Raw genomic sequence first — 15,386 nt, 5'->3', positions numbered from 1 at the left:
TCTACTAAATAGTAACATCCTTTATTGTATCAGCATTCGGCAAAAAGTGCAGGTAAAATTAAGCACATTAGATTTATCCATAATATTCTAATTTACGAGTGTTTTGCATATAGAAAAAAGCAACCTTTCATATAAGGCTGCAGTTTAAGCTTTATTTTTTCGATATTCATCTACACTATCCGTCACGCTTTGTAATAAAGAATTTACATACTGTGGGTCAGATAATTTTTTGTCTTCTTCTGGGTTTGACATAAATCCGAGTTCTAATAGTACTCCAGGCACTTTCGACCAATTAAATCCAGAAAGGTCATCTCGAAATTTAATTCCATTTACTTTCACCTGATGATTTTCCCTCATTTTATTTACAATTGTTTGAGAGATTTGAAGACTTTCGGCATAGATTTCTTTCGTATATTGATTTCCTTCTGCTGGCGTCAATACAGCAAATCCACTTTGATTTGGATTTTCAGAACCATCCGCGTGAAGACGTAAAAATAAATTCGCCTTATGATCATTCGCGAATGTCGCTCGTTCCTTATTACTTATATCAACCTCATGTGACGTTCTCGTCATCAATACTTGTATACCTTTTGCTTCCAGTTTTTCTTTCAATATAAAAGCCATTTCTAATACAAGAACTGATTCCCTCTTTTTCGTTACAATCCCTGTCGTTCCGTCTGTTACTTTATATTTTTGTGTAGTTGCTCCTGGGCCAATCGGTTCTAAATTTAAATTCGCTTTTTGTTGATGCCCTGGATCAATTACAACGAGAAACTTTCCTTGTTTCTCATTACTCTCTACTTTTTCCTCATTATTTTGCGCTGGATGCTCAGTTTGCTGCGTAGGTAGGACTTCTTCTTTCTTTTCTTGGGCCGGCACTTCCTCCTGCCTAGGCTCTGCTTGTTCACTCATTTGAATAGATTGTGGCTCTTCTCTCTTTTCTTCTTCCTGCTGCTTTTCTACCGGTGCGTCTTCCTTGTTATCTTTGCTTTTTTCTTGTACAGAAGATGTTGCTTCTTTTTGCAGTTGTTCTTGTGAACAACCTCCCATATATATTCCAATGACTGCAATAGCACACATTATTTTTATATACTTCATTTTTCTCCCCTATCACTTTGCACCGGACTCAAAGCATTTTCTTATAGATTTTTTATAACCTCATCCATATTCCCGATATGAATAGGTTGCCACGTTTCTGTACCGCGCTCTACCGTATAAACTGGATAAGTATCCTCATCCACATTAACGAAAATAGGATCTCCCATATCCGTTTCATATCCAATAACAATCCATCCTTCTTGCCATTTTCCACTTTCTTTACTTATTAATGAATTTTTATGTTTATCATACCGATAACCAATTTGTCCTTCTTCTAATTCATTTTCACTAAATACATATATTTCATAGGACCCCAATTCAATATCTTGTTGTTTTGAAGTTTCAATTCGTTTCAGAAGTTCTGCTACTTTTAGTTGTTGTTTCATACGTCTATCCCCTTCTTTTTTCTAAATTTTAACTAGATTGTTTATAAAATACAATATAGATTTTAAGAAAAAAGTTACAAATAAAATAAGGATGTCCCATCAGTCGAATTTCCGACTAGGTGACATCCTTACTTTCTCTTATACCATCTTGAAATTATATTAACAATGTTCCAAATATATCTATCGTAACTTACAATATATCAACGATTCGACAAGGAACATCGAATTACAGACAAAAGTTCACAAAAACAATAAAAGAGAGGCTATCCCAAAAGGACACCCTCTCTTTTATTACATCAATTAAAACTTAAATTCTTGTCCAACTTCAAAGCTATCTTCTAATACAAGAATACCTTTTTCTTGTGGAGCGTCTGGAAGCTCTAACTCACGTGCAGAGCAAATCATTCCTGAAGAAGGAACACCACGAAGCTCAGCAGGTTTAATTAACATACCACTTGGCATTACAGCACCGATTTTTGCAACAACAACTTTTTGTCCTGCATCAACGTTTGGTGCACCACATACGATTTGTAATGTTTCTGTGCCAATTTCTACTGTACAAATGTTTAATTTATCAGCATTTGGATGCTTTTCTTTTTCAGCTACATAACCTACAACAAATTTCGGCGTGAAATCTGCTTCTACTTTCTCTTCAAAGCCGTTCTTCGCTAAAATTTCGTTAATTTTTTCAACAAATTCTTTCGTTAATGTAACGTTTCCTTTGTCTGTTACCTCTACATAAGAAGATGCATTAAAGATGTTAAAGCCTGCTGTTACATTGCTTTCACGGTCATAAACACGAGCAACATCTCCTTTGCGGTCAAATGTACGGTTTTCTAAAGTAATATCTTGTAAGGTAACAATTAAAGTGTCACCAATTCCTTCAAGGTTGTAAAAAACGTTCACTTCGTTCATCCTTTCTCTTTTCCATCTGTCTTCTTCCGATTCTTCGCTAAAATAAAGATTGGTTCGAAGTCTCCATCTTCATATACGAATGAAAGTGATGTAATCGGAACATGCCCTTCGGCAAAAAATTTCATTGTCATTTGTGCAATAATATCATAACCGATTTCGTTGACGATATCAGCAATAATTAATACATCTTGGTGAGGAACAGCAACAACCATATCACCAGAGATTTTTTCACGCATCGATTGTAGTAACGATTCGTTTAAAATACGACTCGCATCATACCCATCATTTGTGTTTAAAAAGTAGAATGTATTACCGGCTACTGTATCCTGTTTAAATTCATAACCTAATGAACGAGCATTAAATAATGCCATTTCACGTACTTGTTGCTCTGTAAGTTCTAATTTTTGTAATAAATGCTCATCAATGAGTCGATACGTTTTATTAGAATCTAGCGCATAGTAAATACGTGTTTCCGCCGTATGATCCGTCATAATAAACGAATTTCCTTCTTCTGCTTGTTTTGGGAAAGAAGTAGAGCGAATAACAGGTAAAATTTTTGCCGTGCTATTTTCTTCTTTATGCATTGCAATTAGCGCTTCTTGTACGTAATAAGCGACCTCTTCAATCGCTTTTTCTTTGTTCACTTCCCATTTTGCCACTACTCCTGGCAGTGATACGTTAATACCTTTTTTCGAGTTTTTTTGTTCAATACGAAGAACTTCTTTCTCGCTATCATAATGAAAGTCCCATTCTGGTCGAGATAATTTCTTCATTAACTCGTCTTTCATCTTTTTACTTGTCATCTTCATCTCTTTTTCCTCCCTTCCAAAAAAATAACCTCCCCCGCGAAGGTAGAGGTTGTTTTTACAATTCAATTGGCTAATTGTCTTATTTTAAACCTTCAATAAACTCTTCGATTTGCTCTTGTGTTTTACGGTCTTTGTTTACATAGCGTCCAGTTTCTTCCCCTTTATTGTACGCTACAAAGCTCGGAATGCCAAATACGTCTAATTTCACGCATAGATCAATAAACTCGTCACGATCTACATAGTAAAATGAGAAATCGCTATACTTCTCTTCTACTTCTGGCATAAATGGATCAACGAAACGGCAATCCGGGCACCATTCTGCTGAGAACATGAAGACTACATTCTCTTCATTTTTTAATTCTTGGAATTGTTCCATGCTTTCTAATGATTTCATCTATATTTCCTCCTCTAACGAGTGCACTTTTTTCACACTATAATCTTTTCTTTATACTACCATACATCGCGCACGGTGCAAGGTTTATGCTTGCTTTTCATCATACTTATATTGCCCAACTAGTAACTTAACAACGTGTACAAATAATTCCGTTCGGTCTACATAATCATCTGTAAAAATACCGATGGCACCTTCGTGACTACGAATATCTTTTCGCTGCACAAACTCTTCCATCACTTCACTTAGCTCTTTTCCTTCTTCAAGAGATGCTAAAAAATCATCTGGTAACTTAATACGTGCCCCGCCCGCAACAAATGTTTTACCGTCAATCGTCGCTAAGGCACCCCAGTTACACATAAATAACCCATGCTCCGTTTTCATAACGCCGCCTTCGAGTCCAATACCGATATGCGCTTCACCTTCCTGCAGCGCTCGCTTCGCTCTATTAATCGCCCCTTGCATCGTTTCTTCATCTGAAAATGGCTGAGCTGATACTCCTGACGGAACAGAAAGGGACATAACCGTCACATCTGTCCAAACCTTCTCCACAGCCCCAACCTTCGTCTTATTCTTCGATCCAACTACTACCTTCATCTCGTTCACCCCTATATAAATTCACACTCATATTCCTTCTACAATCAAGCTTTTCACTTTCACGCCTTCAAAACTTCGAGCCTCGAACATAAAAACAGGCTTACTCTCTCTTCATACCTGGGGTTTATACATCGCTCGAGCACCACTTAGGCACTAACCGCTACCACTCATCGATGGGTCATTTATTCAATCCAAAAAAAGAAAGAACTTTTCCAAAATCATTCCCGGCCCCTAACATTAAAACAGGCTTACTCTCTCTTCATACCTGGGGTTTATACATCGCTCGAGCACAAATTAAGCACTAACCGCTCCCTCACATCGATGGGGCATCTATTCAACCAAAAAAAGAAAGAACTTTTCCAAAATCATTCCCGGCCCCTAACATTAAAACAGGCTTACTCTCTCTTCATATCTGAGGTTTATACATCGCTCGAGCACCACTTAGGCACTAACCGCTCCCTCACATCGATGGGGCATCTCTCCTACCTAAAAAAAGAAAGGCTCTTCAGCCCTTCTTCTTTAAGCGTTATCCTTAATCGTCTCTAATGTCGTTTTATCCGTCGCTCTCACAAGCTTCGTAATTAATTCCTTCGCAGCTGCATAATCATCAACATGCAAGATCGAAGCATGTGTATGAATATAGCGGGCACAAACACCAATTACTGCTGATGGGATACCGGAGTTACTTGTATGTACACGGCCCGCATCTGTACCACCTTGTGAAATAAAGTATTGGTACGGAATATTATGAGTTTCTGCTGTATCTAAAATAAATTCACGCATTCCTCTATGCGTTACCATCGTGCGATCATAAATACGAAGAAGAGCTCCTTTTCCTAATTGACCGAACTGCGTCTTATCACCAGATGCGTCATTTGCTGGACTTGCATCAAGTGCATAGAAAATATCTGGTTGGATCATATTTGCAGCAGTTTGTGCTCCGCGAAGGCCTACTTCTTCTTGTACAGTAGCACCAGAGTATAATGTGTTTGGTAATGTTTCATCTTTTAATTCTTTTAATAATTCGATTGCAAGGCCACATCCGTAACGGTTGTCCCAAGCTTTCGCCATAATTTTCTTCTCATTTGCCATCGGCGTAAACGGGCAGATTGGCACGATTTGTTGTCCTGGTTTTACACCAATTTCAATCGCATCTTCATAACTATCTGCACCTATATCAATTAACATATTTTTTATATCCATTGGTTTTGCACGTTGCGCATCACTTAATAAATGCGGAGGAATTGAACCAACAACCCCAACAACAGGACCATTCTTCGTCATAACTTGTACACGCTGAGCTAATAGTACTTGGCTCCACCAGCCACCTAACGTTTGAAAACGAAGCATCCCATTTTTCGTAATTTGCGTAACCATGAAGCCTACTTCATCCATATGACCTGCTACAAGAACGCGTGGTCCAGTTTCGTCCCCTTTTTTCAGACCAAATACGCTACCTAAACCATCTTGAACAATTTCATCCGCATATTTACTTAATTCTTGCTTCATAAAGCGGCGTACATCATGTTCAAAACCTGACGCACCTTGTAATTCTGTTAACGTACGAAATAATTGTAATGTCTCTTTATTCACGAAGTCCCCTTCTTTCAAACCTTAGTAGAATACCTCTTTTATTGTAACGAAATTTTCGAAATGTTTCTAGTTTCTTCTTTTTTAGTTGCGTTTGCATTATAATTATTATTGGTACACTATTTTTATTTTATAGAATTGAGGTGAATATATGAGCTGGAAAGGTTTAGTAGCAGGTCTTGGCGTTGGATTCGCAGCTGGTTATTTCGTTGCAAACAAAGTACAAGAACAATCCCATATTTCTTCAGAAAAAGCATTGAAAATGGTGAAACAAGCATTAAGTCATAAAGGTGAAATTACTGGCTCTTGGGTACATATGGTTCCAGAGACGTTTGAAAAATATGATGTCGCGTATGAAGTTTATCGCGGTGGTCTTACAACAATGTTAGATGATATACAAGAACGATTTGAATTTTTAGTTGATGCTAAAACAGGTACTGTTTTAGAGGTTATAGCAGCATAAAAAAGAGGTTTCCCATTAGGTGAACCTCTTTTTTTCGAAAAATGTACGATAGTAATTGAAATTATATCGCGTTTTTTAAATATATCGATTTACCGACAAAAGCTGACAATAATAAGAGGAGGCTGTTCCAACAAACATTTTTGGACAACCTCCTCTTATTATGCTTCTATACTTGTTTTTCTCTCTACCTTTTCTACGATATGCCCTTCCTCATCCCACTTCACAGCGCGATAATATGCATCATGATAAAAAGTAAACCACGCCTCTTTTTCAGCACCATACTTCATCCACTTTTGCTTATATTCTATTGATGTCATCGGATAATCATCGTATGCCATTACCCATAATACATTTTGATGTGCATGCGTTGGCAGAAGGTCCGCTAAATGAAGCATCGTTTCTCCCTGGCTTTCAAGGATGATAACGGCATGTCCATCACTATGACCACCCGTATGCGCCATCTTTATTTCATCCGTAATTTCTATTTCTTGCTGAAAGATAACAACTTTATCTACGATTGGCTCCCAATTTTCCTTCCAATATGTATTACGCGATCTAATATTCGGATTTCTCATTTCATTCCACTCAGTTTCACTTACATAAATCGTTGCGTTCGGAAACGCCGGAACAAGATGATTTTCCTCCCATTTTGTTAAACCAGATGCATGGTCAAAATGGAGGTGCGTCATTAAGACATAATGAATATCCTCAGGCTTTAGTCCGAGCTTTTCTAAAGATTCATAAACCGATGATTCTTCTGTTACACCTTGATTTCGCTTCATTTTCTCATTCAATTTACCGTTCCCTATCCCTGAATCAATAAGCATGTTTCCTTCTTTCGTTTGCAAGAGTAACGGATCTGTTCGTAAATAAATATGATTTGTATCATTATGTTTATATTTGCGTGACCAAAGTACTTTCGGCACAACTCCAAACATTGCACCTCCATCTAAATGTGTATTCCCGCCTTTTAGCCATGTCACTTTTATATTTCCAATTTGTAACTGTTCCATCTTCCATCCCCCTTTTCCCTTTAATTTTAACACAAGATTCTGATTATTTTTCATATAAAAAACCTATGCATTACTGCACAGGCTCCGTACGATATTTCGCTTCCACTCGGTAAATACGATGACCTTTACTAGAGAATTTCTCTTCGTACTCTGTCATAATGTTTCCTTCATAATCACTATTATGAAGATCTAGGCTAAGGTAAGTTAATAACATACCATACTCGGCCATACTCATAAGAGAATATTCAAATAAACCTTGGTTATCAGTTTTGAAATGAATTTCTCCACCCTCTACTAACACTTCTTCGTAATTGCGTAAAAATGTTTTATATGTTAAACGACGCTTCGTATGACGATTCTTCGGCCATGGATCTGAGAAGTTTAAATAAACGCGGTCAATTTCACCTTTTGCAAAGAAAACTGTTAAATCTTCAGCATCTTTATTAATTAACTTTAAGTTTGGTAATTCTTCTTCAATCAATTTATCAAGCGCATCTACAACGACACTTGTGAATTTTTCAATTCCGATATAGTTAATATGCGGATTTGCTTTTGCCATATCATACATAAAGCGGCCACGACCCGTACCCACTTCAATATGAATTGGTTGTTCATTTCCAAATACTTCTTTCCAGTTACCAGCTCGCTCTTCTGGGTTTCCAATTACGATATGTGAATACTCATTAATTCGATCCATTGCATAAGGTTTATGTCTTAAACGCATAGATGTCTCCCTCTCTTTACAAAACTATTTTAAAGGAATGATTCCTTCTGTCTGTTTTAATCAATCTATCAAACAAAAAACCAAGTACGTACGAGCACTCGGTCCGTTTCTTTCAAGTATAAGATGTACCATTTTGATAAAAACTACATACAGCATTAAACGAAACTCCGATGTTTCGTTAGCCAATGATTAACTACTCCATGACGAGCAGCTTTTTCTCCTACATGTTCCAAAGAGAACAACAATCGAAAGGATGATCCGTTCATGCCAATTAATCAACAGCATCAATTAGAAGTGTTAAAAGATATTTTAATCAACCATCAAAGTGATTGCTGCGGGACAGTTTCTGAATGCGAGCAATTAGAGCGCCTCATTCAATCGTTACTCGCAAACGATAGTATAAGTAGTGACGCTAAAGCAATGCTAAACGATGTATATTCTTATAGTCAATCGGGTAAATCTTCCTCTAATTTGGACAACCATATTTCCAATAATCAAGAACAACTTACTCAGTGGATTGCTGGAATGGACAATTTTTCTTAATACTTTATTCTGAAGCAAGTAGTTGCTGTAAATATTGGTGCCAATATTTAGCTTCTGCTTGCTGCTTTTTTGTTGTGTGCCATTGAATAGATAAAATCGTTTGTGCTATAACATACCATCTCATACGCCTAAGCAATGATTCATCCAGTTCAACATCATAATATCCGAGCCACTCACTCCATTCATGGCGCGGAACATACCAATATAATAACATACCAAGGTCTAAAGCTGGGTCAGCAATCACAGCTCCATCCCAATCAATTAAAAACAATTCATCTTCATCCGACAATATCCAATTGTTATGGTTTACATCACAATGGCATACAACGAATTCATCGTACTCAATATCTTTTAATGACTCAGTTAAATATTGAAGACCTTGCTGAATTGTCTCATCGACTCTTATATCTCCTCTTAAAACAAGCTGTAATTGTTGTAATAACTCTTGCGCATGAAGCGGCTGCTTACCAAGCCGTTGAATCATCTGCACAAGTGCTTTAGAAGAGTGTATTTTCTTCAAAAGTTTCGCAACACGTTCTAGTTTCATATCCTCCGGCTCTAGCTTCTGTCCCGGAAGCCATTTTTGAGCGGAAATTACATCACCATTCGTTACCCTTCTTGTCCAAAGTAATTTTGGAACAATTCCTTCTGCTGACAATACCGCTAAAAAGGGCGATGTATTCCGCTTTAAAAATAACTTTTGTTGTCCGTTTTGCGCAATATATGCATCGCCCGTTACTCCACCAGCCGGTATAAGACTCCACTCTTTTCCTAATAATTGTTCCAACCATTCCATATTCATTACCCGTTAACAAATCCTTATCTTTTATAGTTATGAAAAGAAAAACCGCAACATTTCTACACATGTTGTGGGTTCATATATATTTTACTGTAGTTGAATGAAAAGAAAACTTGGCATAAGCCGAAAGTAGGACAAATCGCCTACTCTTCTAGTTTATTTTACAAAACCACTCGTAGAATGACAACTTCTCAAAATCGTCACCTTTGTCAATTCTACATTTATTACATTCTCATCGTCAAGTAGCGATTTGTCACATTATCGTCAATATATACGCGCTAGTTGGAGCCATTTGAAGTTCCTTTCCTCTAAATGAAGAAATTGGCTGTACTTTCGCTTGTTTTTCGTCTACTAACACATGCCACGTTTCTTCTTTAGGGAGTTGGACTATTTCAGGTTGCAAACTGCTATTGAATAAAACGATAATCTCTTTCCATGGCCCAAAAGATTCTACGTGTTGTAAATGGTATGCAAGGACTTCTGTGGATGTTTGTAAAAAAGTCATATACTTTTTTATGAGGTCAGCATTTTGTAATCGAAATGCCCCATGCTCCTTCCGAATCGCAATTAACCCTTTTATATAATTAACTGTCTCCATCTCTTTCTCTTTTTGATCCCAATCTAATCGATTAATTTCATCAGTGGCATTATAACTATTTTCATTTCCGTTCTTAGTACGATAAAATTCTTGCCCGGCATGCAAGAAGGGAATTCCTTGTGAAAGGATAACCATTGCGGTTGCTAAACGATGACGCTTTTTCAAAATTTCTTCTGATTCTTGATTGCTACGCACTAGTTTATCCCACATCGTCATATTGTCATGACATTCTACATAATTGATGCTTTGCACTGGCTCTAGAAACAACCCTGTTTCTTTCACACTTAAAAGACTACCACCTACTATATACTGCAAATGATTACAGTCTACATGCCCACCAAATGCAAAGCCGCGTTTATTTATATTAAAAGTACTTCCTTTTATCCCATCACGAAATTGATCATTGAACTGTGCGATATGCGGCATTTTATTTGCATTATTTAACGTAGCTTTTTCCTCAAGAGGAAGCGGTGTTTGTAAATCCCATCCTTCTCCTAATAACAGCGCATCACGCTTTATTTTTCGTACTTCTTTTTCTATCACATTCAGCGTTTCAACATCTAAAATTCCCATTAAATCAAATCGGAACCCATCAACATTGTATTCTGTAAGCCAATATAAAACAGACTCTATAATAAATTTCCTCATCATTCTCCGTTCAGATGCTATATCATTTCCAACTCCCGTCCCATTAGACGGCATACCATCCTTACCGTGCCTGAAATAATATCCTGGCACCAATTTTTCAAATGAAGATGTCTCTCTTTCATATACGTGGTTATATACAACATCTACAACAACTCGGATGCCGTGTGCATGAAATGTTTCAATAAGTTGTTTACACTCTACTATCCTGTTATACGGATTAGAAAGGTCTGTAGCATAAAATCCTGTTGGAGCATTGTAATATAATGGATTGTAACCCCAATTATATGCGGAGGAAGGATTCGCCTCATCTATGCCACCAAAACAATATAAAGGCAATAGTTCAACATGTGTAACACCTAAATCTTTTATATGAGATAATCCAGTTAACGTTCCATTTCGTCCCGTCGTTCCCTCTTCCATCAACCCTGTATATGTCCCTTTTTTATGCACTCCACTATTTGGATGCATAGTAGCATCACGAATATGCAGTTCATACAATATGGTATCTGTCATTGACTGTAATGGTGGTAATTGTTCTCGTTTTGTTACATTTGTCTTTTCTAAATCGATAACAACGCCATATTTCCCATTCACAGTCACTGACTTTGCGTATGGATCTACCGCTTCATTCCATATTAAATTAATACAAACAAGAAATGTATATTGCGCTCCGTCTAAATCGCCTTGTAATGTCTGAATCCAAACTCCGTTTTCTTCCCTGTACATTTCATGATCGGTATATTCTTTATCACTTTTATAAATTCTTACTTTCGCAAGCCTCGCAGTTGGAGCCCACACTTTAAATGTTGTTGCTTCTTTTTGATACACAGCACCTAAATCTGTACCTTCGTAATAATACTTCTCATCGAAAATCGCTGTTCGAATCACAGCACCTATTTGTAAATCTGTTTCTTCGTTCCGTTCATCTCGTACTGTATAATACTTCCCCACATCTAGCGGCTCTTCTATAAAGCACTCATACTTCGTTGCATCCGGAAGTGCGATAGTATGAGCAATCGGTAAATCTTTCACATTGTTTCCTTCTTGTAAACGAAATGTCCGACTTGTTCCATACGCATGTGGGAGCAAAATTGTAATTTTATTCATTTCATCTAAATAAGCATCAAATGGACGTTTTACTTTCAACATAGAAAATCACCATCATCCTCAAAATTAAAATAAAGTGAAACCTTAATGAGGAAGGGATTCATCCCCCACTCATTATTAGCCCCCACCAATTGGGCCTTTACGATCAGCAAATGATAAGGCTTTTCTTATCAGCAAGACTCCATACAGTAACTCCATTATTCTCTATAGTATATTCACCTGTATAAAAAACGTTTTCATACATTCTATTTTTGTAATTTTATTTCAGCAATCGCTTTATACTTCGGTGTTTCCTTCACGTGAGACTCGTATAAAGTAATCGTATCCGCTCGAAATGATATTTCAGCCACTTCTTTTATATTTTCTAAGTCAAACTTTTCTTCTCCTACCCATTTACGGGCAACAGTAATGTGCGGATGATACGAACGTGTTTCTAAAGAAAACCCATTCCCTTCACAAATAGCATGCACTTGCTTTTGTAACTGAAACAAATCGTGATTCTCACTTACCTTCGCCCAAAAAATACGAGGCTCGTCTTCTCTGCCAAACGTTGAAAATCCTTGTAATGTGAAAGATAGTTCCTTTTTTTCTATAAGTGTTTGTAATCCATTCTTTATTCCTTCTAACTGTTCCTCTGTCGCACTCCCTAAAAAAGAAAGGGTAATATGATAGTCTTCCTTATGTACCCACGAGCGAAATGGTAATTCCTCCTTCATGTCCTCTTTATAATTAGAGAGCACTTCTTTTATATGATTTGGTAAAGTAATTGCGACAAAATAATGCGGCTCCATGTACATCTTCTCCTTCTTTATATTGTTGCTTTTCTTTCTTATCTCATTCAGCTAAAAAGAAGCCGCTCTCTAAATTAGAGAGCGGTCATAATTGCAACATCCTTTATTTTGCTAATTCATAAATCGCTTGAGCATAAATTGCTGTTGCTTTTAATAAATCTTCAATTTCAATGTACTCGTCTTTTTGATGAGCAAGTTCTTCTTTTCCTGGGAATAACGGACCAAATGCAACGCCAGCTTTCAATGAACGAGCATAAGTACCGCCACCAATCGCTAACAATTCGGCCTTTTCACCAGTTTGTTCTTCATACACGCGCTGTAAAGTACGAATTAATACATGATCTTTATCAACGTGATGTGGGCGAGAATTTGAATAATCCGCTACTTCAAATCCGTGATTATGGGCATACCCTTTTAACTTTTCAATCGTTTCTTCAAAGTTAGTCGTAACTGGATAGCGCACATTCAATCCTAAATTACCACCGTTTTCTTTCGTGTAAGAAAGACGGCCAACATTCACTGTTAGCGGGCCACTAATATCGTCTTTATAAGAAATACCAGCTTTTTCTCCAAGAATATCGTCTGTAAATGTTTCTGTTACAAACGATGCAAATGAAGTCGCTTTTCCATCAAGAGAAACTGTCGTTAAGAAGTTTGCCAATAACAAACCTGCATTTTCTCCCTTTTCTGGAGTAGATCCGTGAGCTGAAACTCCTTTAACTTGCAACGTTATCGTATTTCCTTCTACAATTGCTTTGCCTATTTTCTTAGCAGTTTGTAAATACTCTTCATATGCTACTGTAAGTGCATTTACATCTTCTCCTGTAATCACTGCTTCTGCAAAATCAGGAACCATATTTAAACGACGGCCTGACTCAAATGAAATAAGCTTATATGCGCCGTCTTTCTCTTCGCTACCATTTTGCACAACTTGTATATCAGAAATTCCTTTTTCGGCATTAATAATTGGAAAATCTGCATCCGGCGCAAAACCGATCGTTGGCATTTCTTCATTTTTAAAATAATGATCTACACACTTCCAATTACTTTCCTCATCTGTTCCTAAAATCATTCGAACACGTTTTGAAAGAGGCAATCCTAATTCTTTTACAATCTTCATTGCGTAATAAGCTGCCATCGTCGGCCCTTTATCATCAATTGCACCACGTGCAAAAATCTTCCCGTCGCGAATATCAGCACTATACGCAGGAGTTGTCCAGCCGTCTCCTTCTGGTACAACATCAACGTGACAAAGAATACCTACTAACTCTTCTCCTTGTCCCATTTCAAGATGGCCTGCATATCCTTCTAAATTTTTCGAAGCGAAACCTTCAGTTTCTCCTTTATGTAACATGAAAGATAAGGCTTTTTCTACACCTTCACCAAATGGTGCGCCCTCTTTCGCAGATTCTTCTTCCCATACACTTTTAATTTGTAAAAATTGTTGTGTATCACGAATTAAATCATCTTTTCGTTTTGTAACTTCTTTTGTCCAATTAATCGTTGACATCACGCATCCATCCTCCTTCTATATTCTCTCTTTTATCATAGCAAACCAAAATCTCTTATGCCATATACCGAAACTCAATAACGAACAATTGTAATATTTCTGATATTTCTTATTAGTTTTTCTTTTATTTTTTCAAAAAAATTTGCAGGAATTTGGCGTTTTACGTAGAAATTTATGAGTTAGTTGACTGACCAGACATACAATGTCAACTACCAATATTTTTCTATATGAATATTTGTTAAACTTTTGTAAAATTTAAGTAAGTTAAGGCATGAATTTTGTCATGTAGAGTACAATGGTAGTAACGACCTTCTTTCCTGAATGGGGTCAAAAAAACTAGTAGAGGAGTGGTTTTCTCTTGAAACCTACAACTACTCGTATGCTAACACGCATTAAATCAATTTATATGTACATCAATGAAAACGGAACGGTAACGACGAAAGACCTTGTAGATGAGTTCGGGATCACACCGCGAACGATACAACGTGATCTAAATGTGTTGCAGTTTAATGAACTCGTGTATAGCCCTTGCCGCGGTAAGTGGACAACAACAGGAAAGAAAGTGAGAATGACCTCATAACGAAAACAATTGTATGTAAAATAAATACATACCCCTTTCTAATTATATAGAAAGGGGTTTTTTCTGCGCCTTAAAATCGGCATTATTTTTCGTTATCTACTTGATACGTCTTTAACATTTCTACTTCTTCATCTGTCAATTCACGATACTGTCCAAGTTCTAGCTCTTCATCCAACACTAAAGGTCCCATCTCTGTTCTCTTTAAGTAAACAACTTTTTTCCCTACCGCTTCAAACATACGCTTCACTTGATGGAATTTTCCCTCTGTAATAACGAGCTCGATTTCCGAAATATCATCGCTTTTTAAAATTGTAAGTTCGCCTGGCTTCGTTTCATAGCCATCATCTAAAATAACACCTTTTGCAAACTCTTTTATATCATCTTCCGTTACAACGCCTGAAACGTGTGCATAATATTTTTTCGGCACGTGCTTTTTCGGCGATAATAATTGATGCGTTAGCTTCCCATCATTTGTTATTAATAGGAAACCTTCTGTATCAATATCAAGTCTTCCAACCGGGAATGGATCAAAAATCGCATCTTCTAATTCTAATAAATCTATTACTGTTTCATGATTATCATCTTCCGTCGCTGAAATAACACCTTGTGGTTTATGCATCATTAAATAAACAAACTCTTTATATTCCACAACTTCACCGTGAATCATAACTTCTTGCTCTTCTACATTCACATGAAACTTCGCATCTTTCACTGGCGTTCCATCAATCTTCACAACGCCGTCTTTCAATAATTTTTTTACTTCTTTTCTACTTCCGTATCCCATATTCGCTAATAATTTATCTAATCTCATATTCTTCACCTTC

Annotated in this window: 17 protein-coding genes; 3 read left to right on the top strand and 14 right to left on the bottom strand. The window is 37.0% G+C overall.

What is annotated here, in order from left to right:
- Nucleotides 1-144: 144 nt before the first annotated feature.
- The 7 genes from BAU28_RS09355 to BAU28_RS09325 form a co-directional block, all read right to left on the bottom strand.
- Nucleotides 145-1,098, bottom strand: a complete 954-nt coding sequence (locus BAU28_RS09355; RefSeq protein ID WP_071718406.1) for an N-acetylmuramoyl-L-alanine amidase — start codon at nucleotides 1,096-1,098, stop codon at nucleotides 145-147.
- Between the two features lie 41 nt (nucleotides 1,099-1,139).
- Entirely contained in the window at nucleotides 1,140-1,484 is a 345-nt protein-coding gene (locus BAU28_RS09350) for a thiamine transporter (protein WP_071718405.1), read from the bottom strand.
- 300 nt (nucleotides 1,485-1,784) lie between these two features.
- The gene (gene ytpR / locus BAU28_RS09345; RefSeq protein WP_071718404.1) at nucleotides 1,785-2,399 is read right to left on the bottom strand and encodes a YtpR family tRNA-binding protein; all 615 of its coding nucleotides are present in this window, start codon (nucleotides 2,397-2,399) and stop codon (nucleotides 1,785-1,787) included.
- Nucleotides 2,396-3,208 carry a DUF1444 domain-containing protein gene (locus BAU28_RS09340; protein WP_071718403.1) on the bottom strand — a complete coding sequence of 271 codons (813 nt, stop codon included), beginning with the start codon at nucleotides 3,206-3,208 and terminating at the stop codon, nucleotides 2,396-2,398. The genes ytpR and BAU28_RS09340 overlap by 4 nt, the downstream gene beginning before the upstream one ends.
- 79 nt (nucleotides 3,209-3,287) lie before the next feature.
- On the bottom strand, nucleotides 3,288-3,602 hold the full coding sequence (locus BAU28_RS09335) for a thioredoxin family protein (protein ID WP_000838192.1): 315 nt from the start codon (nucleotides 3,600-3,602) through the stop codon (nucleotides 3,288-3,290).
- An 84-nt stretch (nucleotides 3,603-3,686) separates the two neighbouring features.
- Nucleotides 3,687-4,196, bottom strand: coding sequence for a DUF84 family protein (locus BAU28_RS09330; RefSeq protein ID WP_002173824.1), 510 nt, complete (start codon nucleotides 4,194-4,196; stop codon nucleotides 3,687-3,689).
- Between the two features lie 519 nt (nucleotides 4,197-4,715).
- Nucleotides 4,716-5,789, bottom strand: coding sequence for a M42 family metallopeptidase (locus BAU28_RS09325; RefSeq protein ID WP_002173825.1), 1,074 nt, complete (start codon nucleotides 5,787-5,789; stop codon nucleotides 4,716-4,718).
- 148 nt (nucleotides 5,790-5,937) lie between these two features.
- Here BAU28_RS09325 and BAU28_RS09320 point away from each other — a divergent pair, with 148 nt between their 5' ends.
- Nucleotides 5,938-6,249: a PepSY domain-containing protein gene (locus BAU28_RS09320; RefSeq protein WP_000118537.1), complete on the top strand. Its 312-nt coding sequence runs from the start codon at nucleotides 5,938-5,940 to the stop codon at nucleotides 6,247-6,249.
- Between the two features lie 158 nt (nucleotides 6,250-6,407).
- Here BAU28_RS09320 and BAU28_RS09315 read toward each other — a convergent pair whose 3' ends face one another.
- Nucleotides 6,408-7,262, bottom strand: a complete 855-nt coding sequence (locus BAU28_RS09315) for a YtnP family quorum-quenching lactonase (protein WP_071718402.1) — start codon at nucleotides 7,260-7,262, stop codon at nucleotides 6,408-6,410.
- Between the two features lie 70 nt (nucleotides 7,263-7,332).
- On the bottom strand, nucleotides 7,333-7,986 hold the full coding sequence (gene trmB, locus BAU28_RS09310; protein WP_025150604.1) for a tRNA (guanosine(46)-N7)-methyltransferase TrmB: 654 nt from the start codon (nucleotides 7,984-7,986) through the stop codon (nucleotides 7,333-7,335).
- Nucleotides 7,987-8,250: 264 nt separating this feature from the next.
- On the opposite strand from trmB, the gene BAU28_RS09305 reads away from it, so the two are divergent.
- Nucleotides 8,251-8,529, top strand: coding sequence for a YtzH-like family protein (locus BAU28_RS09305; RefSeq protein ID WP_002112336.1), 279 nt, complete (start codon nucleotides 8,251-8,253; stop codon nucleotides 8,527-8,529).
- Between the two features lie 4 nt (nucleotides 8,530-8,533).
- Here BAU28_RS09305 and BAU28_RS09300 read toward each other — a convergent pair whose 3' ends face one another.
- The 4 genes from BAU28_RS09300 to pepV form a co-directional block, all read right to left on the bottom strand.
- Complete coding sequence (locus BAU28_RS09300; protein WP_002077574.1) at nucleotides 8,534-9,331, bottom strand: phosphotransferase family protein; 798 nt, start codon at nucleotides 9,329-9,331, stop codon at nucleotides 8,534-8,536.
- Between the two features lie 250 nt (nucleotides 9,332-9,581).
- On the bottom strand, nucleotides 9,582-11,723 hold the full coding sequence (pulA, locus tag BAU28_RS09295) for a type I pullulanase (RefSeq protein WP_071718401.1): 2,142 nt from the start codon (nucleotides 11,721-11,723) through the stop codon (nucleotides 9,582-9,584).
- Nucleotides 11,724-11,926: 203 nt separating this feature from the next.
- Nucleotides 11,927-12,472 (bottom strand): RNA 2',3'-cyclic phosphodiesterase, encoded by a 546-nt coding sequence (thpR, locus tag BAU28_RS09290; RefSeq protein WP_002173829.1) that lies wholly within the window; start codon nucleotides 12,470-12,472, stop codon nucleotides 11,927-11,929.
- A 103-nt stretch (nucleotides 12,473-12,575) separates the two neighbouring features.
- Entirely contained in the window at nucleotides 12,576-13,982 is a 1,407-nt protein-coding gene (gene pepV, locus BAU28_RS09285) for a dipeptidase PepV (RefSeq protein ID WP_071718451.1), read from the bottom strand.
- A gap of 358 nt (nucleotides 13,983-14,340) precedes the next feature.
- Between pepV and BAU28_RS09280 the strand changes: the two genes are divergently transcribed.
- A complete protein-coding gene (locus BAU28_RS09280) occupies nucleotides 14,341-14,562 on the top strand; it encodes a DeoR family transcriptional regulator (RefSeq protein ID WP_000805512.1) in 222 nt (73 codons plus the stop codon).
- Nucleotides 14,563-14,644: 82 nt separating this feature from the next.
- On the opposite strand, the gene BAU28_RS09275 is transcribed toward BAU28_RS09280, so the two are convergent.
- Nucleotides 14,645-15,373, bottom strand: a complete 729-nt coding sequence (locus BAU28_RS09275; RefSeq protein WP_002173831.1) for a pseudouridine synthase — start codon at nucleotides 15,371-15,373, stop codon at nucleotides 14,645-14,647.
- Nucleotides 15,374-15,386 lie beyond the last annotated feature (13 nt).

Origin of the sequence: Bacillus paramycoides, from assembly GCF_001884235.1 — a bacterium.
Classification (GTDB): Bacteria; Bacillota; Bacilli; order Bacillales; family Bacillaceae_G; genus Bacillus_A; species Bacillus_A paramycoides.
Note: the sequence above shows the minus strand (reverse complement) of the source record. Positions and strands in the feature narration are given on the sequence as shown.